Origin of the sequence: Amycolatopsis sp. NPDC047767 (genome assembly GCF_040704195.1) — a bacterium.
Lineage (GTDB): Bacteria > Actinomycetota > Actinomycetes > Mycobacteriales > Pseudonocardiaceae > Amycolatopsis.
The window spans coordinates 587,670-612,252 of sequence record NZ_JBEYSJ010000002.1; the positions used below are offsets into that span (position 1 = coordinate 587,670).

A 24,583-nucleotide genomic window follows, 5' to 3' on the forward strand; every position below is an offset into this window, starting at 1 on the left:
TGCTTGGCTGCGACCTTGTCGACCTCGTACCAGCTGTTCCCGCCCACCAATGCGGCTTGGGTGAGCCCCTGCGGCGCCCTGGTCAGGGCGCGACAGGGGCGGCCTACGCGCTGCTCCCGCCCCGCCCCGCAGAACCCGGGCGCACATTCCGAGGTCAACGGGAAGTGGCGTCTCGTAACCGGAAATCTGGTTACGATTCGGTGCCGCGTGGTCCGGCGGATGCAGTCGCCAGCGCGACTGCAGGTTCACGGTCAATGGGATTACCGCGACATTCGCAGCTGAAAGTCCGACATCCGGGCCCGCCGGGTTCGGCGCCAGAAGCGATCGTCGTGTCCGGCCACAGGACTGTGTTGCGCCCGGAGCGAGGGTCCTGGTACCAGCTGCGGCAGCCGCCGGTCTGCCACACGGTGCCGGCCATGCGTGAATCGAGCCATTCGTTGTACGAGTCCTGTACTTCCGGCCGGACCTCCACGCACTCCGCTCCTCGCCGCCGGAGCCTGCGCAGGCTGTCGACGATGTAGCGGGCCTGCGACTCGATCATGAACACCTGCGAGTTGTGGCCCAGCGCGGTGTTCGGCCCGACCATCAGGAACATGTTCGGGAATCCGGCGACGACGGTGCCGAGGTAGGCCTTGTTCCCCTCGCTCCAGGCCTCGGCGAGCGTGCGGCCGTCGCGTCCGGCGATGTCGATGCGCACAGTGTTCTGAGAGTCGAACCCGGTGCCGTAGATGAGGACGTCGGCGGTGGTCTCGGTGCCGTCCGCACCGACGACGGCGTCGGCCCGAACCCGGGCGACTCCGCCCTGGTGCACGGTGACCTGCGGCTTCGACAACGCGGGGTACCAGTCGCTGGAGATCAGCAACCGTTTACAGCCGATGGTGTAGTCCGGCGTGACGATCTCGCGCAGTTCCGGGTCCGGCACCTGCTTCTTGATCAGCCGTCGGGCGAGCGCCGCGGTCTGCTCCATCGCGGCCGGGTCGCTGACGAAGCCCGCGGCGCGGTTTTCGTGGATCCAGAACAGCCGCTCCCGCACCCACCATCGGTAGGGCGGCAGCCATCGCGCCAACCTGCGGTGCCGCTCGTCGAAGGGCCGGTCGGCCTTGGGGACGATCCACGGCGGAGTCCGCTGGAAGACGGTCAGGGAGGCGACCTGATCGACGATCGCGGGGACGAACTGGATGGCGCTGGCACCCGTCCCGATGACCGCGACCCGCTTGCCGTTCAAGTCGACGTCGTGCCGCCAGTTCGCCGAGTGGAACACCGGCCCCCGGAAGGTCTCCACACCGGGCAGGTCCGGGTAGGCCGGATGGTGCAGGGGCCCGACCGCGCAGATCAGGAATCGCGCGCGGTAGCTGTCCCCCGTCGAGGTCAGGATTTCCCAGCGGGCGTCCGCCTCGATCCACCGTGCCCGCTGCACGCGCTGCCCGAACCGGGCGTGGTCGATCAGGCCGCGGCGCCGGGCGACCTCACGCAGGTAGTCCAGGATTTCCGCTTGGCCGGCGAAAAGCCGGGTCCAGTCGGGTTTCTGGTCGAACGAGTAGGAGTAGAGCGGCGAAGGGATGTCGCAACCGCAGCCCGGGTAGGTGTTGTCCCGCCAGGTTCCGCCGAGGTCGTCGGCTTCCTCGAGGATCCTGAAGGACCGGATGCCGGCCTTGCCGAGCATCGCCGCGACGCCCAGCCCGCTGAATCCGGCGCCGACGATCACGACGTCGACGTCGTTGACGGCCGGTACCTCGGCCTCGGCCGAGGAAGTGTCAGCCGCGGAAGTCATCGAACTCCTTCGCCGGTGGCGGCCGCGTCCTCGACGAGGCGGCGTTTGAGGACTTTTCCGGAGGGGTTGCGGGGTAGTTCGCCGACGAAGCGGATTTCGGCGGGCACCTTGTAGTCGGCCAGCGAGCCGGCGGCATGGGCGCGCAACGACGCCACGCTCGGAGTGCGCCCCGGCCGCGGGACCACGACCGCCCGCACCCGTTCGTCGAAGATCGGGTCCGGCACCCCGACGACGGCCACCTCGGCCACGTCCGGATGGGTGGCGAGGACGTTCTCCACCTCGAGGCTGTAGACGTTCTCGCCACCCCGGATGATCATGTCCTTCAGCCGGTCGAGGACCCGGACGAACCCGTCGGCGTCGATACTGCCCACGTCGCCGGTGTGCAGCCAGCCGTCGACGAAGGTCGAGGCGGTGGCCTCAGGGTTGTTCCAGTAGCCGCCCGCGACCACCGGCCCCCGGACGCACAGTTCGCCGACAGTGTCGCGCACATCCCGGGGCCGCCCACCTTCGAGGGAAATGGCGACCTGCACGCCGGTGACCGGCTTGCCCACCGTCTGGGTGCGGCCGAGGTACTCGTTGCCTTCGGTGTAGGTGACGATCGAGGTTCCTTCCGTCAGGCCCCACACGTTGCCGAGGGTGAGCCCGGGAAGCTGCCGCGCGACCTCCGCGGGAAACCCCTCGGGCACCGCGGAGCCGCCCAGGACGAACAACCGCAGCGCGGACAGATCCGCGGCGGTGTCGGCTGCCTTGAGCAGGATGAGCCTGAGCATCGCGGCGACTCCCGCGAAGAACGTGACTCGCTCGTGGGTCATCAGCGCCACGGCTGTCTCGGCCTTGAACGCGGGGGTGAACACACAGCACGCTCCCGCGGTGAAGAAGCCGATGAACTGGGAGACGGTGCCGGTCGCGTGGAACATCGGCGCCGCGATCAGCGTCCGCTCGTTCGCGGCCGCACCGAGCAGTTCCCGGACGGTGCGCGCGTTGAACAGCAGGTTCGCATGTGTGTGCATGGCCCCCTTGGGCCGGCCCGTCGTCCCGGATGTGTAGAGCAGGTGGGCGACGTCGTGCGGAGCGCGGGCACACCCGGGCAGGGTCGCGGGATCGACATCCTCGGCTGCGCCTGGCTCGGCCGTGAGAAGGTCCGCGGTGACGATCCGGTCGGCGAGCGCCGCCGGCACCCGGGCGCCGAGCGTGTCATCGGTGACGATCACGGTGGCACCGCTGTCGTTCAGGATGTGATCGAGTTCCGGCTCGGTCAACCGGGTGTTCACGAGCACGACGATCGCGCCGGCCAATTGTGCGCCGCAGTACCCGATCGCGTACTGCCAGCCGTTGGGCAGCAGGATCGCGACCCGGTCGCCCGGCGCGATACCCCGGGCCAGCAACCGGACCGCGACGGCTGTCGAGTGGCGCAGCGCATCCTGGTGCTTGAGCCGCACGGGTCCGTCGACCAATGCCTCGCGAGCAGCGTGGGCACCGGCGACCTCGACGAACCGTCCCGCCACATTGGTCGCCGTCATCACGCTCGCTCTTGGAGAGCCATGTCGCGAAGGGGCTCGTCGCCGTCCCGCAGGATCTCGGTTTCGATCCGGCGTCCCGTGACCGGGCACAGGTACTCCCGGTACCGCACGGCGTAGCCGGCGCGCGCCTCATGTGTCGAGAACTCCGGACCCAGATCCCGCACCGGGCGCTCGAGCACCGCACAGCCGTCTTTGTAGTTCGCGGTCACCGGCGCGAGCAAGGCGCGGCCGGACGCGGTGACGAAGTGCCACGCCCCTTCGTGCTGGACCAGTGCGAGCTCACCGCCGAGCAGATGCAGCTCAGCCGACTCGGGTGCGGTGCGCACGCCGTCCGGGACGGTCGCCGCGGCGAGGCGGTCTCGCAGCAGCTGAGCCCGCCGCGAGGTCGTCGCCGGCGCGTCGACCTCGCCGCCCGAGCGGAGCACCACGCCGTAGACCCGGTCCGCGGCATCGGCGGGCAGTGCACCCGCGGCCACATCCGCGGCGACCGAGTCGGACTCGCGGGCCAGCGGGTCACCGAAACCGGTCGCGTTGGCACCGGTCCATTCCCACACCCCGTCATCGCCGACCATGAGCGCCGGGCCCTTCGCCTCGACAGCCGCCTCAGCGCCCCCGATGGCGTCGAAGTCCTGAGGGATCACGCCGGCCTCGAACGACTTGCGGACGTCCGAGCCGTGCTTGAGCCGGAAATGCCCGACCGACCCCGGATTGGCGCCGAACGCACCGACCACCTTGGGGAACGACTCGTCGATGTAGACCGCCGCGGCCAGACCCGGGACCCCCCACGGGATGGCGGCCTCGAGGAACCCGCGGCCACCGCGGAACTGCCCCGCACCGTCGGCGCCGCCCGGAAGTGCCCGCCGGTAGAGGTAGAGCATCGGCCACAGCAGTTCGAGCTCCTCCACGTTGCTCGCCGTGCCCTCGGGGATCCAGAAATGACCGCCGAAATCCACGCCGTCGCCCGCCGGAGACGCCGCCAGCGAACCGATCATGTTGTTGGCGTTGGTGCCGATGAACTGATTTCCCTCCGCCGTGACGCCACCGGAGATCATCGCGTAGAACGCGGGGTGAGCCGGCCCGATCGCGAGCCCAGCGATCTCCGGCTCGGCGCACGCCAGCATCTTGCCGATCACGGTGCTGGCCAGGCTGATCAATGTCTCCATGGTGTACATCCCCGCCGGGCTGACCGCGGCGGGGAAGTCCGCGCACGACAGCGTTCCGGGGACCGGCTCGAAATGCACCCGCCGGTAGACCCCGCCGTAGGCACCGGCGAGATCCGAGGTCAGCGCCGCCGTCAGGGCAGCCAGGAAGGCACCGGCGAACCCCGCGTAGGCGACGTTGATCGACCCGGTCTGCGGATCGGTCCCGCGGTTGTCGACGTAGAGGTGCTCGCCGACCTTCCGCACCGTCGTCTGGTAGACGTACGTGGCATTGTCGCCCGTGTGCGCGGCCTCGGCGTACATGCGGTGAGACCAGGTGCCGTCGGGGATCTTCGCCAGCCGCTCCGCGACGGTTCGCTCCCCCGCGTCCAGCACGCGGTTCATGACAGCCTTCACCGTGTCCGCGCCGTAGCGCTCCAACAGCTTGGTGATCTTCTCCACGGCCACGAGGTTCGCCGAGATCGCCGCGCGCAGATCCATGTGCACGTTCGTCGGAACCCGGGACTGGCGCAGGAACATCTGTTCCAGATCCGGCCGGATCTTCCCGCGGTCCACGAGCTTGAACGGCGGGAAGGCGGGCGGGTCGAGGAAGATATCGGTGGCGTCGACGCAGAAGCTGCCCATCACCGAGCCGCCGACATCACTGTGGTGCAGAACGTTGGAGACCCAGCAGAAGATCTCCTCACCCACGAAGACCGGCGCGGCGACAACGGCGTCGGGCTGGTGCGGCGACCCGACGAACGGGTCGTTCGAGACGTACATGTCCCCCGGAGCGATGCCGGGGTCCTCGGCCCGGTTCTCCAGGACCCACTTGATGGTCAGTGACTGGGAGTTGGAGAAGTACTGCAGGTACGGCCCCAGGAAGACGACATCGCCCTCCTGGGTCAGGATCGACGGCTGGAAGTCCCGCGTGATCATGGTGACCGGCGAGACGCAGAGCCGCTGCAGGGTCTGGCCGTGCTCGAGATTGATGTTCATCAGCGAATAGCGCACGACCTCGAACGTCACCGGGTCGACGGCGGCGGAAGCCGTAGTGTGCAGCTGCACGGTTGACGGCACGGTGAGCGGCTCGCTCGGGATGTACCCGCGCGCGACACCGTCCCAGACGACACCCGGGGCCTCGGAAGAGATGGGCATCAGGACTCCTTCGTGGTCGGAAGCTGCAGGCGGAGCTCGTTGCGGGTCCCGGTGGACAGGGACGCGCCGGGCGGGACGGCGATGGTCGTGTGCGCGAGCTCGACGAGCGCCGGGCCGGAGACCGTTCCGGTCACGGAACCGCGGTGCACCTCGGTCGAGGTCCATCCGCGGCCGGGCCAGTAGACATCGGCGTGTTCGACCGGGGCGGCCGGCTCGCTGTGCGGCGCGGGAATCGGGATACCCGCGGCGACCGACGCCCGGGCCCGGAACGCGAACACCTCGACGGTCTGGAACATCGCGGTCCCGCCGGAGCCGTACCGGCGCACGTACTCCGCGTCGAAATCGGCCAGCAGTCGCTTGCCGTCCGAAGGCAGCGTCACCGGAATCTCCAGGCTGTGCATCAGCTGCTCGCGGAAGCGCATCAGCGCGTCGATCTCGACGACCACGTCATCCCCGAATCCGGCCGCGGCCAGGTCCGCACGGGCGGCGGCTTCCACCTCCGCGACGCCTGCGGCAAGGGCATCGGCCTGCTCACCGTCGAACGGTGCGAGCAGGCCGCGTTCGAGCTCCTTGTAGAGCACCACGTCGCCGGAGGCGATCCCGTAGGCCGACAAGGTCGATGCTCCGTTGCCCAAGGGGATGACGACTTCCCGCACCCCGGACTCGGCCGCGTAGCCGAAGGCGTGCACCGGGCCTGCGCCGCCGTAGGCGTAGAGCACGTAGTCGCGCGGGTCGTGTCCGCGTTCGAGCGTCTGCTGCCGGATCACCGTCGCCGCACGCATGTTGTTGATCTCCAGGATTCCGGCGGCGGTCTCCTCCAACGACAACCCGAGCTGCTCGGCCAGCCGCCCGACCGCGCCGACCGCCGCATCGCGATCCAGCGGCATCCGTCCGTCCAAAAAGGCCGCCGGCCGCAGGAGCCCGAGCACGACGTCCGCGTCGGTGACCGTGGGCTCGGTGCCGCCACGGCCGTAGCTGGCGGGCCCCGGCTCGGAACCCGCGCTCTGCGGCCCGACTCGCAGACCGCCTGTCGCCTCGTCGAACCGCGCGAGGGTCCCTCCGCCGCAGGCAATGGTCTTCACCGCCAGGTGCGGGAGCCGGTAGGTGTACTGGTCGATGACGTTGTCCTCCGCCATGACCGGCTTACCGTCGATGACCAGACCGATGTCGAAGGACGTACCGCCCATGTCGGTGGCCACGACCCGGTCGTGGCCGTACGCCTGCGCGAGGGTCGCGACTCCGGTCAGCCCACCGGCGGGACCGGAGTCGATGGTGCCCAGCGACGTCGCCGCGGCCGCCTCTGCCGGGAGGACACCGCCGTTGGACTGCATGACCAGCAGTGGCTCGGTGAGCCCGGTGTGACCGAGACGGTCGGCGAGCCGGCTGAGGTAGCGGGAGCACGCCGGCCCGACGTAGCCGTTCATCACAGTCGCGACGGTGCGCTCGTACTCGCCCAGCCGCGGCGACACCACCGCCGAACTGGACACGAACACATCAGGAGCCGCCGCTGCGAGCGCCTCGGCCAAGGCCCTCTCGTGCTTGGCGTTGGCGAAAGACCACAGCAGCGAGATCGCGATCGAGTCCAGCCGGTGCTCGGCGATCATCCGCGTGATGTCCTCGACCGCCTGCTCCGTGTCGAGGTCGACCACGACCGCGCCGGAAGCGTCGATCCGCTCGTGCACCTCCTGAATCGCTCCGGGCACAGTGATCGGCTGCGGGAGCCGGCTGCCGTGTACCGCGAAGACGTCCTCGATGGACCGGCCGGCCACCCGTCCGGATCCGCGCATCATCAACAGGGCGTCGCCGTGGCCCGCGGTCGCGACCAAGCCCACCCTGGCGCCCGCCCGCTCGAGAACCGCGTTGGTACCGATCGTCGTGCCGTGCCCGAACCGGTTGGTTCGCGCCAGCAGGGTGGCCAAATCGAGTCCCTCGGCCTCCGCGAGCCGCCCGAGCCCGGTCATCACCCCGGACACTGGATCATCCTTTGTGGACAACGCCTTCGCCGTGCGGTGCTTGCCGTTCTGGTCAACGAGGACACAGTCGGTAAAGGTGCCACCGATGTCTACGCCGATGTAGTACAAACGCAACTCCTGACTGTTGCTCCGCGGCGGCGCGATGCCGCGGCGGAGGTCGAGGGGATCAGCGGTAAAAGCCGCCGAGAGTGAGACCGGCGCCGCCGTCGAGGCGCAGGATCAGGCCGGTCGCGTAACCGGCGGCCGGGGAAAGCAGATAGAGCACCGAGCCGACCACCTCGCCGAGGCTGGCGACCCGTTTCATCGGCACCGAGGCGAGAAGCCGGTCCCGCGCCGAATCCGGCATCGCGAGCACTTTCGGCGTCGCGAACAACCCGGGCGCGACCGCGTTCACCCGGATCCCGTCGGGTGCCCACTCCGCGGCCAGGCTCCTGGTCAGGCTCAGCACCCCGGCCTTCGCCGCGGCATACGAGGCCTGACCGGGCAAGCCATCCTGCGCCGCGATCGAGGCCAGGAATACGATCGAGGACGAGTCCGCCGCCGCCAACGCGGAATATGCGGCCTGCGCGACCACAAACTGCGAGAGCAAATTCGCCTCGACGTCGGCACGGAAAGCCGCGAGGGGGAACGTCTTCGCCCGATGGATGGTGTCGACGATTCCCGCGCCGCAGACCAGCGCGTCAATACCGCCGAGTATTTCACCGGCCTGGTCGAGGGCGCGGCGTGCGGCGCCGTCGTCGGTGAGGTCGGCTTCGACGAGTCGCACTCCGGGCGCGCTCGTGGCGCCCGGGCGATCGATCCCGACCACGTCCGCCCCGATGCCGGCCAGCACCGAAGTGAGTTCACGGCCGAGACCACCGGCCGCTCCGGTGACCACGACCCGGCTTCCCGTGACAGGCGTCGTCGACCATCCCGAACCGAACTCCGCCATGCATGACCACCTTGTCATCCGACTCGCACCACGATCGCCCCAGGTCACCGCCCCTGCGGCAATGTCGATCGTTCGATCGACACGAACGGTATAGTGACGCCGACCACGGCGTCAATGGTTTCGGCACATATGTCGATCACTCGATCGACACAACGCCGGTGTCCGCTACCATCGCCGAACCCGGGGCCGGCGGGGCTCGACAGGAGGTGCGCGCGTGGCCAGGAAGAAGTCGCTCGACGACGGGCCTGTGCTGCGCGGGCACATCCTCGAGAAGGCCGGCCGACTGTTCTACGATCGGGGATTCGGGTCAACGTCGATTCGGGACATCGCCGACGCGGCCGGAATCTCGTCCTCGACGATGTACCACCATTTCGCGAACAAGCAGGACGTCCTGCACGCCATAGTCTCGCGATTCATGACCGACTTCGTGGATGCCACCGTCCCGATGCTTCGCGACCGCACGGTGAACCCGACCGAGCGAATCCGGCGGGCAGTCCGCCTCCATATCGAGATCAGCGATCACCGCCGCCCCGAGCTCCTCGTGGGCAACCCGATCCGCTATGCCCTCAACCAAGCCCAGAAAGAACAGGGCATCAAACTGCAGTCCGCTTACCACGACGCAGTACGGGACACCATCGAGGACGGCTGCCGCTGCGGAGAATTCAGCGTACAAAACGTCCCGATCACGACCATGGCCGTGCTTGACATGCTCAACGGCGTCCGCGAATGGTTCGCCCCGGGAGGCCCCCTGACCCGCTCCGAGCTTGTCGACCACTACACCGACATCGTCACGACGATCCTGGGCGCACGACCGGCTCGGTAGCAGCCGCTCACCGTTCACAGGCAGTCTGCGAGTCGGCCGCAAGCCGGAAGCCGACGGCACGACGGGCCGCAGACGAGCTTCGGTCGCAGTTCAACCCACTCGGCGACCGAGCGTCTGCGCAAGAATCGCCATCAGCTCTCCTATCTCACAACGAAAGTTGCCCCTCGATTACACGAGTTGAGACTGCGCGACCCATGAGGACAACGAGCTCGACGTGACCGAAGACTTCCGACGGGCGAGGGGCACCGTGGTGATCGGCAATGCCGAGTCAAAGGCCACAGGAACGATCACGGGTAAGAAGATCCACGGAAGTCCCTTTCCGGTGGGCCGAAAGCGCGGGCCCCTTCTGCAGGGCGCGAGGTGCCGGTCAGTCGATCTACCATCCACCGTGCACTCTCCGGCCGGATGAAATCCCACTGGCGAGAAGCCGTTCATCGCACGCTGGGCGCGGTACGGCGGCCGAGCCTCGATGACGGGGATGAACCGCCGCGGCCCAAACGGAACAGATCGCCTTCTTCGTACTGCCTCACGGTCCCGATCGACGGGCGGGCAAGGTCCCGATCGGGCTCACGGTTGTTCTCCGTTCGTCCGTCGCGCGACCCGAACGGACCGGCCCGTCGTCATCAGCTCCAGGAGTGCCTGCTCGTCGGCCTCGCCGACCCGGTGAACTCCGGCCAGCCCGCCGGAATAGAGCACAGCAACACGGTCGGCAAAGCGCAGGACCTCGTTCATGTCGTGCGACACGACGATCACCGCCGGCCCGCGGTCACCCGGTCTTAGCACCTGTCGAGATCACCTTCACGACGTCCGACGACGCCTCACCGATCGACCACCCGAGTGTCGGCCGCCGCGCCACAGAGCCATACCGGGGTGTGGCCGCCCTGTTGTCACGAACCTGGGGTAGCCACCGCCCTTGAATCGTCCCTACTCGCAGGTAGCAAAAGGCCAGGCCTATGGTCTGGGCTCCCCCGCTCGGACTCGAACCAAGAACCCTCCGGATAACAGCGACCAGCGAACCTCGCGCTCGAACTTGGTGAGGCCAACCAAGCAGACCACCAGCGACGCGGGCCAAACATCCTGGTGCGGTTCGCTGCCAACGCGTCCGCCAGGGTGCGCAGAAGACTTTGCGACAAGGTGGGTCGCCACACACTCGAGGACTTGATTGATCGGCAGTCGTCAGCTGCTGGAGGTGTCCATCCAGCTCGATGAAGGCGGCCGTCCTGTAGGTGCCCCAGTCCCCGCAATCAAGACCCTCCGACAACGTGGCGACCTCCTGGCTACGGGAACCCGACGCGACGACGCCGAGCACGCCCCTCCGGGAAGCAACTCGAGCCGACAACCTGCCGTGATACGCGTTTTTGCTGGTCAAACCGCTTGTCACGCTTCCCTGACACGGAAGAGGTCACTGGTTCAATTCCAGTATCGCGCACCAGCTGAAACCCGGGTCGGAAGCCACGTTCCTCTTCGGAGGGGCAGGGCTTCAGTCGTCAGATGGCAATGATCTGGCGGGCGGCCGGGCCGGGCGTTGATCGCTCGGCGAGGCCGCAGGTTCAGGAATCACGACGCTGGCTTTGCCCGCTCCCCGGATGCAGCGAAGCCAGCGACCGCAGCCAGCGCTCGTCTATCACGTCCAGGATTTCGTTCACCATCGCCGGCGTTACATGGTCATAGACCCGCGCGATCCCCTTCATCCTCTGCCCCAGACGCGCCCGACGAGCCACCTCCGGGATCCCGTCCTCGGTCAAACGTCCGGGTGCTGATCCTCGATGGCGGCGGCCCGTCGGCCTACCCGGAAGACGACGTGGTCCTCCTCAAGCGGTGGGCCATTCCGAGACTCAGAACGAGCCGTGGGCTGGCGCAAGCGCCCCACCCACCATCGCGTGCGACCGGCGCCTCTCGCGCACGAGGATCCGACCTACAACCGGCCCCGCTGCGTTCACGGCAGCTACACCGACGGTCCGTGCGCGATCGACCGGCACCGCCCCGAGGAAGCGCGACCTGAGGACGGAAGCCGCCGAATTGCTGGACTCGCACGCAGCTGACTGTCCTGAAAGGACCCCGCCCCTCTGACTCGGCGCTGCAGGCACGGCACCGAGCGGCGGCCAACTCCGCGAGGTACGCCGGCGTGGGGTGAAATGACGATGGCCTGCCGTTGCCGGCAGGCCATCGTCTTGGTCGGTGTGAGGAGACGGAGGGGCTAGGTTTCATCCGAAGTGAGGAGAAGAAAGTCCCCTCATGGCCTCGCTGGGTTCGGCATATCGGCTCGTCGGCGTGCTCGCCGCCCCCAACAACCTCGGCTGTGCGGGCCCGGCGGAATCGACCTCGGCAAGGTCAGGGACGTCCTTCGCGGAGGCCCCGTCGCGGTCGTGCTGCCCGACGCGCTCGATCGGCTCAGTAGCGCCGCGACGGTCGAGCTGCTCGCCTCGCTCAAACAGCTCGACAACGGCGCCGGCGTGCTCCTGATCGCGACCCACTCCCTGGACCCGGAAACCCCCGCGGGCACCGCTGCGGCATGCCCGTTCGAGCAGCAGTTCGCCACTGCCATGGACTCACCCGTTGTCTTCCGCACCGCCCGCGCGATCACCGAAGTGTTCGCCGGCTACGAACTCGTCCCCCGACCAGCCGCACACACCTGGTACCCCGAAGGGCCATCACCCGCCCGCGACGACGCCCAGGACCTCGTCGCCAGCATCGAAGCCAACACCAAGTCCATGACGTAGTAGCTCGAGGCTCCCCACAGTCGCTCACAGAGACGTCTGATGAGAACCGCCGTCCAGTCTCCGCATCCGCGCTGCGGAATCGCGGGCTCGAGAAGCACAAACGGCGAGCCGGCGCGGCGATCCCTCCGAGACCGGCACGTGAGCCGACCGAGCCGGACTGTGACAACCCGGCCGTGGAGATCTGGCCGAGCGGCGACAGCCACTATGACGCGGTCGGGTCTGGCCGCGCTACGCGAGCGATCCGAGCAGGTGTCACGGTTGAGCTCCGGCGCGCACGGAAGGGTCGCTAGCTCGTGGCGGGCGGGATCTCCGGAAGCGGCTTGTCCGGAGACCGCAACGTCCCGCTGATGGTCACAGTGGCCGTGAACACCGTCGCCGGGTCGCCCTTGTCAGTGGTGGTCGTGATGGGATCCTGCGCCCCACCGCACAACATCTCGTAGCCGACACTGGTGATGAACGGCTTGTTGAACAGGTCAGGCGAGTTCGCGCCGCACGACTTCCGGTAAGCCTGATACAGCGAATCGGCGATGCTCTTCTGGTTCGGGAACGCCGCCAGCATGGTGTTCTGCATCGCGTAATCCGTCATGGCGTACGCATCATCGGCGGATGCGACTTCCCCCTTGGACGGGATCATCGAAACAGTTCCACTCAGGCGGATGGTATCCAGCGGAAGCTTGGGGTTCAGGCGGAGGTTGCTCCAATCGATTTCCTGGGACCACCTGAACTTGCCGGCCTTGGGGTCCCTACCGTCTCCAGCACAAAGCCCGATGCTCCCATCCACATCAACACTGATCGGGGCGCTGGTATCTCCATGCTTGTAGCACTTCCAACCCTTGATGGATGCCAAGTACTTTTCCATGCCGTCCGGAGTGACGATCTTGTTGTCGAAACAGAAGGGTCCCTCGGGCGCCTCGGGGTCACACGGAATCGGCCCACCAGGCGGAGCCTTGTAAACGGAGGTGGACGGCGGCGGCGCGGATGAGGTGCCACCGGAGGATGAAGCCGACGTGGAGGATTGGGGACCGACAATGAGCCCGATGACGCCCAACCCAACGACAACAACCACCACGAGGCCGATGCAAATCAGCGCGACGACGAGTGCCTTCTTGCCTTTGCCCCACCGGGGCTTCGGTGACACCGGGGCATGACCGTACTGCTGGAGAACCGGCCCCACTGACTCATGGAACTGAGGCCGATCGGGAGCACAGTTCGCGCTACCCTGCTGGTCCACCCAAATTCCGTCACCGATCCTCATCGCAATCAGTCTGCCGCAGCTTCTGCATTGGAATACTTGCGGCTGAACTCCTTGAGGATTTGTCAACGCTCCCCCTTGGTGAGCCCCCGTCGATACGAGGTTTGGTACGGATGAGATCAGTTGAAGTCCGGGCGGTCGAACGGCGGCGCCTTGTATGCAGCGTTGTCCGGGGTGCCCGATGCCTGAAGGCGGCTACTGTCCAGCTGTTGGGGGAACCCATACTCGTAAAGTTGCCGCCACTGCGGTTGAGGAGCCTGCAAATCGGGGGTTCCATCGACGTTGAGCACTTTGGTATCCATGAAGACGGAGTAGGCGGGCAGCAGGGTCTGAGGATCGATGTAGTACGCCATGCGCTTACCCTGGCCCACGTTTCCGCTGATGATGAACGGCCACGTGCTCGGGTTCTTTCCGGTCTGTACGAACGCCGCGTTGAGGAACGCCTGCCCCATTCTGAAGTCATTGCTCTGAAGCTTCGAATCCTGAGGCGTGAGGCTGACCTTGAGCTGGATGTACTGCTTCCCGTCCTTGCCGGTGGCCACAATCGGCTTCTCTACGTGGATCAAGCCCGGAACGTGGTCGAGGTAGGAGATGAACTTGTCCATGTCACTGGACGACAAGCCCGCTGGTGCGATGCCGTCCCCATCGATGACATTGGCAACGTCCTGGTTGGGCTTCAGCTTGTCGTCACACGCGTGCATGGAATCCGGCGCAGTCTCCCATCCCGCGGGTTTTCCGACGATGGGATCAGCTTGCGAGTAGGTCCCCACCGTATTGCTGTCCAGACAGCGACGGACCGTGCTGGTGTCTGGAGACCCGTCGGCCTTGACCGACGTATCCTCCTGGATGAACTTCCGCGACCGCCAATCGATCACCGAGTGGCTCACCAACCCACCCGGCCAGTCGGCTTCGTAGTCCTGGGTTGTCATGTAGCCGCCGACCTTGGTGACCTCGGTAATCACGGCCATGCCTTGCCTCTTGAGCACGGCCCAGTAGAGCTGCCGGGGGTCGGCCGTAGCAAGTTGCTCGGCACTCGGGGTGGCACTGGGCATGTAGCCGGGAACGTCGGCTGGGTACTGCTTGGTGTCGCCAGCGGGAACGTTGACGAAGTACTTGTAAGGATCAGTTGCTGAACCCGAGCCGAGGTCCCGCTCCCCCGCAGACCGCGCACGATCCTCGGAGACCCCGTGGTAAACCACCGCGAACCCGCCGGCCAGGACGACCACGAGGAACAGGGGAAGCCCCACCTTCAACCAGAGCCTCCGCTTCCTCGGATTGGGTGGCTCCGCCTGGAACGGAGGCTGCTGGAACTGAAAGCCGGGGTTCGGCTGCCCCTGAGGCCAGGGGAACCCCGGCCCAGAAGCAGAGGGCATTCCCTGCTGAGGCGGCGACCCAGGAAGCTGAGGGTAACCGCCTCGCGAGGGTTGTTGCGGCTGCTGCGGATACCCGGGACCACCGGATGGGCCCGCGCCCGGGTAGCCCCTACCCGGCTGATCTGTCATCGGTGGTCCTTCCTGGTCATCCACACTATGCGGAGCGTCGAGCGCACCAAGCTACTTGTTCGAAATGTCCGGGCGAGGGAACGGAGGAAGTTTGAAGTCGACAGTCCCGGGGCCACCCGACTGCATTCGAGCAGGGTCCAGCTGCTGCGGATAGCCATACTCGTACAAGTCCCGGTTGGGATCAGAACGGGCGTCGGTGTCGACGGAGCCGTCCAGCTTCAGCACGTTGGTGTCCAGGGAAACAGCGTACGCGGGGAGCAGGGTCTGCGGATCAACGAAGTACAGGAAGTGCCGCCCCTGGTTCATTGCCACCCCGGTAACGAGGGGATAGTCACGGGGGCTCTTGCCGGATTGGGCAAATCCGGCTTGCAAAAAAGCGACGCCCTGCCGGTCCGGGTCCTGAATCTGAGCATCCTGGGGCACGATGTCCACGTCCAACTGGATGTACTGCTTGCTGTCCGCACCGGTGAAGACTGTCGGCTTCTTCACGTTGAGCAAGCCGGGAACGTGATCCAGGTAGGACAGGTACTTGTCAACCTGATCCGAGGTCAACCCACCAGGCATGACACCGTCACTGGTGCCGACATTTTGCACATCGTAGGTCGGCTGCATCCGGCGACTGCACGTGTGAAAGTCATCCTCCGGCTCGATGCGCCAGCTGGCTGCAATGCCGGCAATCGGATCCGCTGTCGTGTAGAGGGCTTGCCGGTTGCCGTCGATGCACCGACTCACGCCATCGTGGTGAAGACCGTTTCCGTCGTAGTCCCGAGGCTCGGAAATCGACTCTGACTCGTTGATGTTCTTCCGCGTGGCCCAGTCCACCACAGAGTGCCGGATGATGCCGTAAGGCCATTGGCTGGTGTAGTCCTCGGTGCTCGCGTACGAGGTCCAGGTCAGCTCGGTCAGCTTCACCATGCCTTGCCTCTTGAGCATGGCGAAGTACAGTTGCCTGGGGTCGACGCCGGCCAGTTGCCCAGCGTTCACCGTGGCACCCGGCGTATAGCCCCGGACTTCGGCGGAGTACGCGTTGGTTTCGCCGGCGGCGATGTCGACCCCGTACTTCAACGGGTCCGTGACCGAACCTGAACCCAGGTCCTTGTCCGGCGAGGAACCACCGGCCATCCCGTACAGAACCGCGATCCCGCCGCCGACCAGGACGACCACGAGGACCAGCGGGAAGCCCAGCTTCAGCCAAAGCCGGCGTTTCTTCTGCGGCTGCGACCCCTGGAATGTCATCCTCTGTTGAAATTGAGGACCACCCACGGCCCCTGGATGAGCAGGCCGGCTGCCCATCGGCGGCGACTGCGGAGGACGCTGCTGCGGATAGCCCGCTGGACCTGGAGGACCTTGAGCCCCACCGCTGCCTGGGTAGCCCCGACCAGGCTGATCTGTCATGGGTGTCCTCGCCTTTCATGGTTCTGAAACGGAGAAAGTGCTTGGACTTCAGCCTTACCGATAGAGTGGCAGCTGGCAAACGCAGTTCCCGACCTGCTTCCAGTTCCTCAGAGGTGGCTGCCGACCTGCAAAGCTGGCCTTTACCTCTCTGAACGGAGTGACGGAATCTGCTTGAAACGGTAGACGATCGTGTTCACGACCTTCCAAAGACCGTTTCGAACGTGAGCTCTGGTAGTCCTCACTCCTGAATGCCTACGTGGTGACCACGTGACGACCGAACTTGAACAGCAAGTGCCGGTTGTCAACAGCGGGCACCCGGCAACTGTCACAGTCGCCCTGTTTGGCCCTGACGTCCTCCATGGGGGCCACCCGGACCATTGGCGTCGAGGTGACCTCGCAGGAACGCTTCGGCGTCGCCCGCTTCGACCGCGAACTGGCGACGGCCACGCTCAGCTCGACCGCGGCCTGTAGGCCCCGCAACGTCCGATTCGGCCGGCGGTGTCAGGAGACCCGAGCTCACGCCGTTCCTCGTCGCTGGGGATAGTGCCGCGCGTCCGTGGTTCGCGGCCATCGCCGGGCGGCGTCCGCGTGTCCCATACCGGGCGGGCGACCCCGCCGCTGAACGGGCTCAAACCACCGCCGCGCCTCGGCGACGCGGAACATCGACACCAGCCGGACGGACCCTCGCGTGAGGTTCATGAGCTTTGAGATGGGGCGTTGCTGAGTGGCGTCGCGCGGATTCTCGGCGTTCGGGGGGACCCGGCGCAGGTCTTCGGCTTGTCACGCTTGCGCACGACCCCGATCTCGACCGCGGCGAGCACGTCGATCCGAACGATCTCGACGCCGAGCTCGTCGAGCGCATCGCCGAGCTCGCGCGCCAGGCCTGCGCAGGCGAACCGCTGGCGCGCCAGCTCGTGCGGGCCGCGCGTCAGCTGGACCGCCGCCTGCTCACCGGCCGGTCCGATGCATTACGACGACCCGGTGCTCAAGCCGGGAGGAACCGCCGGCGTTCGCCGGTCGTCAGACGACGCGAGACGGTGCAGCAAGTAGGCGGACCCGGAGATGACCTACCCACCTCAGCCGGGGCAGCGCGGCCAGCCCGGCCCTACGGCCAGGGCTGGCAGCAACCCGGCCCGGGCTGGCAGCCGAGCTGGGTCACCTCCTCGGCGTTGCGGGTGCGGGTCGGCCTCGGTTTCCGTGCCGGAAGGAGGCTCCCTGCCGACCAAGAGGGACATCGTGACTGTCACCAGCCGACACTCGCGACCACGGCTTTCGGGAACGCCTAACCACCGTGTCTGTCACCAGATGACCACGATTGTTGTCACCAGAGCACCGTGCGCGACCACTAATCTGCTGGTCGACGGCGGCCGTGCGACTGTGCGGTTGAGTTGGCCAGGCTCGCAGCCATCGACGCCCTGCCGGCCCGTCGAGAACTTGCGGTCTTCCGCGACGGATGTTTGATCAGTCACTGTGTCCGTTTCCGGCCCACGACCGAGCCATGACGTGGTGTCGTTCCGCTCGCTACCCTCTGGCTCAGCGTCTTTGTGCGCCCGCAGTGTTTGCCAAGCAGCAGTCAAGGACGTATCCATGGACTTCACCGATCCCGCCAACGTAGTGCCCGCCTGGATGTCGGCCACGGCGTTCCTGCAACTCAACGCGCCGCGTGCCTGGGCGGCGGAGATGGTGGACGGCAACGGCATCCCCTATGTGAGTCCGCCCTTTTACATCCCGGAATCCGCGTACTACCTGCCTGTCCAGGCCAAGGCCCAGTACTTGGCCGCTGCGGAATACCGTCGACTGGCCGAGGCCGAGCTGTATTACCTCGACGCTGAGGCGACCGCCGCCGCACTGGCCACGCCGGTGACGTCATCCCCTGACATCACCACTTTGCCCCCGGCACCGAGCGGACTGCTGGTGTGGGCCACGCCGGTGATCACCGACAGAGGCGCACCCCTCGTCGCGTTGAGCTGGGGGCCGGAGGACGGCGGGCTGATGGTGGCGTGGTGGTCCGACAGCGAAGCGGTGGCTCATCGCAGCGGCGACAACCTCGATGCCGTGATCAAAAGCAATGGCTACCTCACTTACGACCGCTGGGCCAGGTACCCCCCCTGGCTCGCGGCCTGATTGCGCGGACCTTCCCAGGGAGCCGTATGAGCTCGACCCGCATGTCGTCCCGGCAGCGATGGCGACCTGGACGGCGATGCGGGCCGGTCGTTTGCGCGCGGACGAGAACCTGGCGCCCACCTCGGGCGATCGTGAGCAGGCCAGTCGGATGGGCCTGACCGCGCGTCCAGTGCACTGCTACCGACACCATGACGGAGGTGACCTCGGCCATCCCCAATGAGCACAACCGGTGGCTGACTGCGGTGCACTCACAGGCCAACTGAAATGCACAATCACACGGCCGATCGGCGTCGAAGTCGCTTCGGTGACAGAAGGACTGGTCAGGTGACAGATAGCGCGGCCAGTCACAGTGACGGTGAGCATGTTGCGATCAGCGCACGTCAGGCACGATGATACGCACACTTGTTCGACACTTGCTGGTCGCCGGCCTTCCCACGGCGCAGACGTTGTGGGAGTTCGTCGTGGCGTTCAACAACCCGCCGATGCCGTGGTCGGAGCTGGAGCGGATCGCGTCCGGCCGCAGCGGGTCGGCGGTGCGCGGGGATGGCGGCGATTCGCCGGCGTGGTCACGCAAGCGCCGATGGCTACCGCCCACCGGGAGGCCTGTTGCGCCACCCGGCGGCCGGGACGGGCACGGCGCGGGTGTCCTACGCGGAGCTGCACAACTACGCCTTCTTCTCGTTCCTCGACGGCGTGTCCTCTCCGGAGGCGCTGGTGGAGGAGGCGGTGCGGCTAGGCCTGGACGCGGTGGTGCTGACCGATCACGACGGCATGTCCGGCGCGGTCCGCTTCGCCGAGGCCGCCGCGATCTCAGGATCCGCACCGGCCACGGCGCCGAGCTCTCGCTCGAGCTCCCGGCCCCGCAGAGCGGCATCCCGGATCCGGTCGGCACCCATCTGCTGGCCCTGGCCCGCGACCTCACCGGGGATCAGCGGTTGTGCCGGGTGATCTCCCGTGCCCAGCTCGCCGGCGGGGAGAAGGGCCGCCCGCTCTACGACCACGGGGAGGTGGTGGAAGAGCCACGCGGGCACGTGCTGGTGCTCACCGACTGCCGCAAGGGTGCCGTGCGCCAGGTCCTGGCCGACCGTGGCGCGCCCGCGGCCGCGCACGAGCTGCGGCGTCTGGTGGAGTGGTTCGGGCGGGAGCACTTCGCGGTCGAGCTGATCGATCACGGCCAGCCGATGGAGTCGACGCACAACGATCTGCAGGCCGGCACGGCCCGCGAACTGGGGTTTCCGACGGTCGCGTCGAACAACATCCACTTCGCCACGCCCGACCAGGACCGGCATGCGTTCGCGGTGGCGGCGGTGCGGGCGCGGCGCTCGATCGACGAGCTCGAGGGCTGGCTGCGGCCGGTGCCGCGTTCCTGCGCTCCGGTGCCGAGCAGGCCCAGGCCTTCGCCCGCTACCCGGGCGCGGTGCAGCGCGCCGCACTGCTCGGGGTGGAAGTTCGCGTTCGACCGCGCGCTGGTCGCGCCCAAGCTGCCGCCGTTCCCACGGCTTCGCCGACGAAAACGAGTTCCTGCAGCATTTGACGTTCGAGGGCGCACAGGTCCGCTACGGCGCCCGCGCGGACAACCCGAAGGCCTACGCCCAGCTCGACCACGAGGTGCAGGTGATCGAGCAGCTCGGGTTCCCGGGGTGCTTCCTAGTGGTGCGGGACATCGTGCGGTTCTGCCGCGAGGCCAACACCCTCGCCCAGCGCCGCGGCCCGGCCGCGAACTCCGCGGTCTGCTTCGCCCTGTTCTTCTACCAGCAGGTAGCAGGTCTCCACGAGATAGGCCCGGCTCCAACAGCTGGCCACCGCCGGATTCCGCATCTAAGCCCAAAACGAGCTCGTCACTGGTAGTCCGGTCAACGGTGTGGCGCCAGCACCGACGGCCGTGGCGGAACAGCCCGGCCCTGCTCCTGCGCGGCATCACCCAAGTCGGGTAAGGCACCGTGTCCCTCGTCGCCGACCAAGTCACCCCGCTCGACCTCAAGAACCTCGCGGTCGCGTCGAGGGACTTCCGCTGACCAGCACCGCCGACACGCTCCGTCGCGGATGGCGAGCAGCTGCCCGTGGTGCACCGCGTGGCAGGATTCCAGCGTGGCAGCGCGCAAGAACCCCGAGCATCTGGAGGCACCGGCCGTCCTGACCGACGGCCCGCCGTGGCGCGTCGACCGGGGCGCGACGGGCTTTGGGGACGCGGGGGCGAAACCGTTGCCCAGCACGGACCTGACCCGCTTCCGCGCGGCCTGCTTCACAGCGGCGAGGACCGCCGGCGGCCACGTCGGTGTCGTAACCCGCCTCGCAATGGCGACCTTCCACGCGGTCACGATCACCGGCCCCGGATGGTCCCGCACGGTCCTGTGCCACGCCCACCTCACCGCGGTCGCGTTTCCGTCGGCACCACCGCAAGGCTGGGAGTCGCCACGGACTTTCGATGAGCCCCCGGACTGGGCGGGGCAATTCGCCCTGGCCGGGTTCCGGGTGCTCGGCCAAGCCGAACTCGCGACGCCGGTCGAGGAGCTGGACTTGTCGAACCTCGCCCGGGCCGAACGCACCCAGGTAAGCCACTGGCGGCCCGCAACCCTGGGCGAACTGCTGTTCAACTGCTGGGACTGACCAGAATCGGCCGGGAACCGACTCGAGCCCCGGCAGACCACCGACGCGCCGCGCGGCGGGCCGCGACGGCGGACGGTGATGCGGACCATTCCGCTGCCTGCCGGCCGCGCGCGGCGTCACGCCTGAGCTGTCGGCCAGGGCGGAACTGTGAGCTCGGGCCACTAGTGGCGCCAACGGCCGGTCTTGGCCTCGAAGACACGACGTCTGCCAGGATCGGTTGGACCAGACGATCAGGTTGCGGACCGACACCGCAGCTGGCACAGAACGCTGCGAGAGCTGAACAGCCGACACGGCAAGCGGCGCACCGCAACCTGGCGGATCGCCGGCGCAGTTGAGGAAACGGCACGGCAGCTGGCGCTGAACGTGGTGACATCGCCCTGAGACAGCTCACAAACACGCAGGTCACGGAAGACCAAGATGTCACCGGCGACGAGAACCTTCCGGTGTTCTGGATCGCAGCTTTTTCGCTGGTGGAGCGCGATTTCCCGGTCGTACTCTCTCCTGATGGATCTGGGGACCGCGGGCGACAGCCCGGACCGACAGGACGACGAACCGCTTAGAGCCCGCACCGGCCGGCGGCCGAAGCCGGACCCGGTGACCTTGGACCGCGCGGTCCGCGCACGCCTGCACCGGGCGGTGCTCGCCGCGGTGGCGTGGGCACTCGTGACGGCCGCGACAATCGTCGGGGCGATCCTGCTGCTGCGCTGGTCGGACCGGCTGCTCGTCGACGGCGTTCGGGCGCCCGCGCGAGTGGACTCCGTGATGGACGACCCCCCGGGCCGCGGCAACAGCCCCTACTTCGTCGTGGACTACGCCGGCGTCCGAGGCGTGATCTTCTACCACGGCAGCACTTCCCACCACGTCGGCGAAGTCCTGACCGTGTACTACGACCCGGCCGATCCCCTGCACGTGCGCACCGCCGACAACCCCAACGGTGACGACCTGTGGGCCGGAGGGTTGATGATCTTGACCATCGTCGAGCTGGCCCCGCTCGCCTGGGCGGTCGCGTACCCGGTGCGCCTGGCCCAGCGCCGCCACCTCGCCGCACGCTCCGGATGGCGAGCGGTGAAGGTCACGCCCTTCTACCACACCTTGATCCTGCGGCCCGCCGGCCGCGAGCCCACGACCGTCAAAATCGTCACCGCGCTGCGCCCGCACTACCAATTCCTCACGGCGTCGGCGCCCACCCGCGGGTGGGTCGGCGGCAAGAACGCCCGCCTCGTGCTCGTGGTGCCGCGCGGCGAGAACCACTACGCCATCCCAGTTCGCGCCACCACCCAGCACACCGGAAACCGCAGCTGACCCCACGCGGCGGCATACGTGCCGCGGCCGGCCGACGTTGGGCATGCCGGATTGACTTACGCTGCATACGACATCAAAACTCATGCGCCTGTCGGCGCGGCACTCTTCACTCTCTGTGGCAAGAGGGCACAATCACTCCTCGCACGGTGACCTGATTCGAAAACGCGACACTCAGGTAGGACAGTGCCCGCGGCGTCGTTGCGATCTTGGGCAGTTTGTGCAAGATCAGCGGGTCCAGGACGGCGAAGCGTACTGGCCACCACCCCATGACCCGGCGGGACGGGGAGTCGCTCGAACTCGGATGAGTTCAGGCAGCTCCCAGTCCCGTCGAGCACGCCGCAATCACGAGAATCGTCGACGCCGACGAGTCACCAGACCCGCCGAGAGTTCGGCCCCGAGCACCAGATGTGTGTCGGCAACCACCCCTGAAACCTCAGCAGCCAACCAGTACATCTCGTTACCCGGCAACACCTCGGCGGGTGAGGGGTCCAAGCCCGACGCACGCATCTCTGTCACCAATACGTCTGGATTGCGGCCCGTCCGTGTCGCGGGACTGATCGGATCGAACTGGCACAGGAGTTCTCCGTCGCACCAGTAGCCGAAGCCTTCCATCCCTGAGCCCGTCCGAGTGACCTGGACGGCACGCCTGCTGCTCCCGGACAAGCTGCGCAGCACATCCGGTGCCGTCGCAACCAGCGACTCCAACTCCACAGCCACAGCCCAGCCGCCCGACTGCGCGACACGAATGCCGCTTCGGTCATCACCAGCGAGCACACTCAGCGGCCCAGGCTCCATCGGCACATCAAGTTCCTCAGCCGAAAGGATTCCCAAGATCTCTGCCGGCGTGAGCCCCTCGACGAATGTCAAGCAAACCATGGCCAGGGCCGGGTCGTCGGTCCACCCGAACGGATCTTTTCCTGCATCCAGCACACCCAGATCCTAACCAGCGCAGTCGAAGCAAGGCCGGACGTTCGCGTTCCCCACTGAAGTCGACAGCGAGCAGTCCACGCTTCGAGGCGAGCAACAGAGCCGTGGACTTCCGTTACCAGACAGGCAACGCTGAATGACGGTTGCGGACGTCGGCGGGACGGTTGAGACGGTCAGATGCTCCCGTCCGCGTAGGGAGTAGGCCGCGATGGTGGTCTCGGCGGGGTTGTTTTGGCTCCAGTCGATGAAGACCCGTCCGGTTCGCTGGGCCTTGGCCATCACGGAGATAACAGTGTCGGGGTCTCGCTGGCCACCTGTTGTGCAAGTCGCTTCGCGTAGACGATTTCGCCTTTGGTGAACCGGTCCGCCGGGTAGAGCACCTTGTCCAAATCGGACAAGGCCAGGCGCCGGTTGCCCACCTGGACGGTGACGCGCTCACCGAGATCGACCGCAGACCCCGGTGGCGGCTCGGTCTGCTTCGGCGCCTCGGCAAGCGGGTGCGTCGGAGCCGGGGCAAGGATCTCGGAGACAGCTTTCTCGTCGTGCAGGCCACACACACGCGGTGTGGCGCAGCCGGCCGGCGCCGCGGGTGAACTGCCGGAACACGACCTCGCCGACGAGTCTCGGGGTCACCCATCGGGCCCGCTCGGCGTCTTCACGGGGGGTGCCGTGGCGAACGGATGGGTGCGACGTTCGAGCGGTTCGAGCAGCTGTTCCAGCCGGGCGCGTTCCGCTGCGGAGAACCCGGTTCCTTCACCGGACCAGCCATCGAGTTTACAGATCCCAGCTCATCAGGCGTGCCTCGTAACCCATCCTTCTCCTTGAGTTGCATCCTCGGCCGGGCGGTCAAGAGTGCCAACCTCATGCTGGGTGAGGGTGCTGCGGTGTCACCGAAGTAGCCTTACGGCATGTCTCATCCCGTGACCCGGGGCCTCGTTCAAACACGCTTTGCTCCCGATCGCCAACCCCCGCGAGCTACCCGCTCCGCAACGGTTGTGGACCAACTCGGAATGGGAGCGGATCAGGCTGGGACTGCAGGAGGAGGACATGGACGACAAATGGGTGGCGCTGACCGAAGGCGACCGGCTGTCCATCTATCGCGCGGGAGTCGGGCAGTGCGTCTACGACGCCGTCTTCGCCCCTTGCGAAGGTGGCTTCCGAATCACCACAGCCCGGATGGAGGCTGGCCGCAACGACCGGCTAGACCTGCACAGCGCCTTCCTCGAACTGCTGATCACCGGGCAGATCCTGCACTCGCCCGACAGTGACTTATGGGCCAGGTTCACCACACTGGGCGGAATCCGCGCCCTTTTCGGTTCCTGACCGAGCTGCCCGCGGCCGCTTAGAGCTTGTCTCATGTGGTTAGTTTTCGGAGTTTCTTCCAGCAGGTCACGGCGGCTGCGAGTTGAAGGAAGGCGAGGAAGTGTGGGGCTTTGCGT

At 67.1% G+C, this 24,583-nt stretch carries 22 protein-coding genes and 1 pseudogene; 9 read left to right on the plus strand and 14 right to left on the minus strand.

Annotated features, from left to right (window positions below; translation table 11 throughout):
- Positions 1 to 190: 190 nt before the first annotated feature.
- Genes AB0878_RS05995 through AB0878_RS06015 form a run of 5 tightly spaced genes read right to left on the minus strand, consistent with a single transcriptional unit; the run spans position 191 to position 8,492 of the window.
- Complete coding sequence (locus AB0878_RS05995; RefSeq protein ID WP_366576938.1) at positions 191 to 1,771, minus strand: NAD(P)/FAD-dependent oxidoreductase; 1,581 nt, start codon at positions 1,769 to 1,771, stop codon at positions 191 to 193.
- Positions 1,768 to 3,291: an AMP-binding protein gene (locus AB0878_RS06000; RefSeq protein WP_366576940.1), complete on the minus strand. Its 1,524-nt coding sequence runs from the start codon at positions 3,289 to 3,291 to the stop codon at positions 1,768 to 1,770. Before AB0878_RS06000 ends, AB0878_RS05995 begins: the two co-directional genes overlap by 4 nt.
- Positions 3,291 to 5,588, minus strand: a complete 2,298-nt coding sequence (locus tag AB0878_RS06005) for a hydantoinase B/oxoprolinase family protein (RefSeq protein ID WP_366576942.1) — start codon at positions 5,586 to 5,588, stop codon at positions 3,291 to 3,293. Before AB0878_RS06005 ends, AB0878_RS06000 begins: the two co-directional genes overlap by 1 nt.
- Complete coding sequence (locus AB0878_RS06010; protein WP_366576944.1) at positions 5,588 to 7,675, minus strand: hydantoinase/oxoprolinase family protein; 2,088 nt, start codon at positions 7,673 to 7,675, stop codon at positions 5,588 to 5,590. Before AB0878_RS06010 ends, AB0878_RS06005 begins: the two co-directional genes overlap by 1 nt.
- Positions 7,676 to 7,727: 52 nt before the next feature.
- Complete coding sequence (locus AB0878_RS06015) at positions 7,728 to 8,492, minus strand: SDR family oxidoreductase (protein ID WP_366576946.1); 765 nt, start codon at positions 8,490 to 8,492, stop codon at positions 7,728 to 7,730.
- A 214-nt stretch (positions 8,493 to 8,706) separates the two neighbouring features.
- On the opposite strand from AB0878_RS06015, the gene AB0878_RS06020 reads away from it, so the two are divergent.
- The gene (locus AB0878_RS06020) at positions 8,707 to 9,315 is read left to right on the plus strand and encodes a TetR/AcrR family transcriptional regulator (protein WP_366576947.1); all 609 of its coding nucleotides are present in this window, start codon (positions 8,707 to 8,709) and stop codon (positions 9,313 to 9,315) included.
- Positions 9,316 to 9,882: 567 nt separating this feature from the next.
- On the opposite strand, the gene AB0878_RS06025 is transcribed toward AB0878_RS06020, so the two are convergent.
- Positions 9,883 to 10,059 (minus strand): hypothetical protein, encoded by a 177-nt coding sequence (locus AB0878_RS06025; protein WP_366576949.1) that lies wholly within the window; start codon positions 10,057 to 10,059, stop codon positions 9,883 to 9,885.
- Between the two features lie 806 nt (positions 10,060 to 10,865).
- Positions 10,866 to 11,006 (minus strand): hypothetical protein, encoded by a 141-nt coding sequence (locus tag AB0878_RS06030; RefSeq protein ID WP_366576951.1) that lies wholly within the window; start codon positions 11,004 to 11,006, stop codon positions 10,866 to 10,868.
- A gap of 675 nt (positions 11,007 to 11,681) precedes the next feature.
- On the opposite strand from AB0878_RS06030, the gene AB0878_RS06035 reads away from it, so the two are divergent.
- On the plus strand, positions 11,682 to 12,035 hold the full coding sequence (locus tag AB0878_RS06035) for a hypothetical protein (RefSeq protein WP_366576952.1): 354 nt from the start codon (positions 11,682 to 11,684) through the stop codon (positions 12,033 to 12,035).
- A 286-nt stretch (positions 12,036 to 12,321) separates the two neighbouring features.
- Here AB0878_RS06035 and AB0878_RS06040 read toward each other — a convergent pair whose 3' ends face one another.
- From AB0878_RS06040 to AB0878_RS06050, 3 genes are all read right to left on the minus strand, one after another.
- The gene (locus AB0878_RS06040; protein WP_366576953.1) at positions 12,322 to 13,290 is read right to left on the minus strand and encodes a hypothetical protein; all 969 of its coding nucleotides are present in this window, start codon (positions 13,288 to 13,290) and stop codon (positions 12,322 to 12,324) included.
- 116 nt (positions 13,291 to 13,406) lie between these two features.
- A complete protein-coding gene (locus AB0878_RS06045) occupies positions 13,407 to 14,513 on the minus strand; it encodes a hypothetical protein (RefSeq protein ID WP_366576955.1) in 1,107 nt (368 codons plus the stop codon).
- A gap of 327 nt (positions 14,514 to 14,840) precedes the next feature.
- Positions 14,841 to 16,025, minus strand: a complete 1,185-nt coding sequence (locus AB0878_RS06050; RefSeq protein WP_366576957.1) for a hypothetical protein — start codon at positions 16,023 to 16,025, stop codon at positions 14,841 to 14,843.
- A gap of 1,746 nt (positions 16,026 to 17,771) precedes the next feature.
- On the opposite strand from AB0878_RS06050, the gene AB0878_RS06055 reads away from it, so the two are divergent.
- The 3 genes and pseudogenes from AB0878_RS06055 to AB0878_RS06065 all read left to right on the plus strand — a co-directional run.
- Positions 17,772 to 18,308: a hypothetical protein gene (locus AB0878_RS06055; protein WP_366576959.1), complete on the plus strand. Its 537-nt coding sequence runs from the start codon at positions 17,772 to 17,774 to the stop codon at positions 18,306 to 18,308.
- A 543-nt stretch (positions 18,309 to 18,851) separates the two neighbouring features.
- Entirely contained in the window at positions 18,852 to 19,256 is a 405-nt protein-coding gene (locus AB0878_RS06060; RefSeq protein ID WP_366576961.1) for a PHP domain-containing protein, read from the plus strand.
- Positions 19,178 to 19,420: pseudogene (locus AB0878_RS06065) on the plus strand (hypothetical protein); the annotation flags it as partial. The gene AB0878_RS06060 and the pseudogene AB0878_RS06065, both read left to right, overlap by 79 nt.
- Before the next feature lie 56 nt (positions 19,421 to 19,476).
- On the opposite strand, the gene AB0878_RS06070 reads toward AB0878_RS06065, so the two are convergent.
- A complete protein-coding gene (locus AB0878_RS06070) occupies positions 19,477 to 19,788 on the minus strand; it encodes a hypothetical protein (RefSeq protein ID WP_366576963.1) in 312 nt (103 codons plus the stop codon).
- Between the two features lie 50 nt (positions 19,789 to 19,838).
- On the opposite strand from AB0878_RS06070, the gene AB0878_RS06075 reads away from it, so the two are divergent.
- From AB0878_RS06075 to AB0878_RS06085, 3 genes are all read left to right on the plus strand, one after another.
- Positions 19,839 to 20,156: a hypothetical protein gene (locus tag AB0878_RS06075; protein WP_366576965.1), complete on the plus strand. Its 318-nt coding sequence runs from the start codon at positions 19,839 to 19,841 to the stop codon at positions 20,154 to 20,156.
- A gap of 240 nt (positions 20,157 to 20,396) precedes the next feature.
- Complete coding sequence (locus AB0878_RS06080) at positions 20,397 to 20,915, plus strand: hypothetical protein (RefSeq protein ID WP_366576967.1); 519 nt, start codon at positions 20,397 to 20,399, stop codon at positions 20,913 to 20,915.
- Between the two features lie 504 nt (positions 20,916 to 21,419).
- Positions 21,420 to 22,217, plus strand: coding sequence for a DUF3592 domain-containing protein (locus AB0878_RS06085; RefSeq protein WP_366576969.1), 798 nt, complete (start codon positions 21,420 to 21,422; stop codon positions 22,215 to 22,217).
- Between the two features lie 342 nt (positions 22,218 to 22,559).
- Here the strand turns inward: AB0878_RS06085 and AB0878_RS06090 are convergent, their stop codons facing one another.
- Genes AB0878_RS06090 through AB0878_RS06100 form a run of 3 tightly spaced genes read right to left on the minus strand, consistent with a single transcriptional unit; the run spans position 22,560 to position 23,701 of the window.
- Positions 22,560 to 23,147, minus strand: coding sequence for a DUF6461 domain-containing protein (locus AB0878_RS06090; RefSeq protein WP_366576971.1), 588 nt, complete (start codon positions 23,145 to 23,147; stop codon positions 22,560 to 22,562).
- A gap of 9 nt (positions 23,148 to 23,156) precedes the next feature.
- Positions 23,157 to 23,426 (minus strand): hypothetical protein, encoded by a 270-nt coding sequence (locus AB0878_RS06095; protein WP_366576972.1) that lies wholly within the window; start codon positions 23,424 to 23,426, stop codon positions 23,157 to 23,159.
- Positions 23,423 to 23,701 carry a hypothetical protein gene (locus AB0878_RS06100; protein ID WP_366576974.1) on the minus strand — a complete coding sequence of 93 codons (279 nt, stop codon included), beginning with the start codon at positions 23,699 to 23,701 and terminating at the stop codon, positions 23,423 to 23,425. Before AB0878_RS06100 ends, AB0878_RS06095 begins: the two co-directional genes overlap by 4 nt.
- Before the next feature lie 490 nt (positions 23,702 to 24,191).
- Between AB0878_RS06100 and AB0878_RS06105 the strand changes: the two genes are divergently transcribed.
- A complete protein-coding gene (locus tag AB0878_RS06105; RefSeq protein ID WP_366576976.1) occupies positions 24,192 to 24,467 on the plus strand; it encodes a hypothetical protein in 276 nt (91 codons plus the stop codon).
- Positions 24,468 to 24,583: the final 116 nt, after the last annotated feature.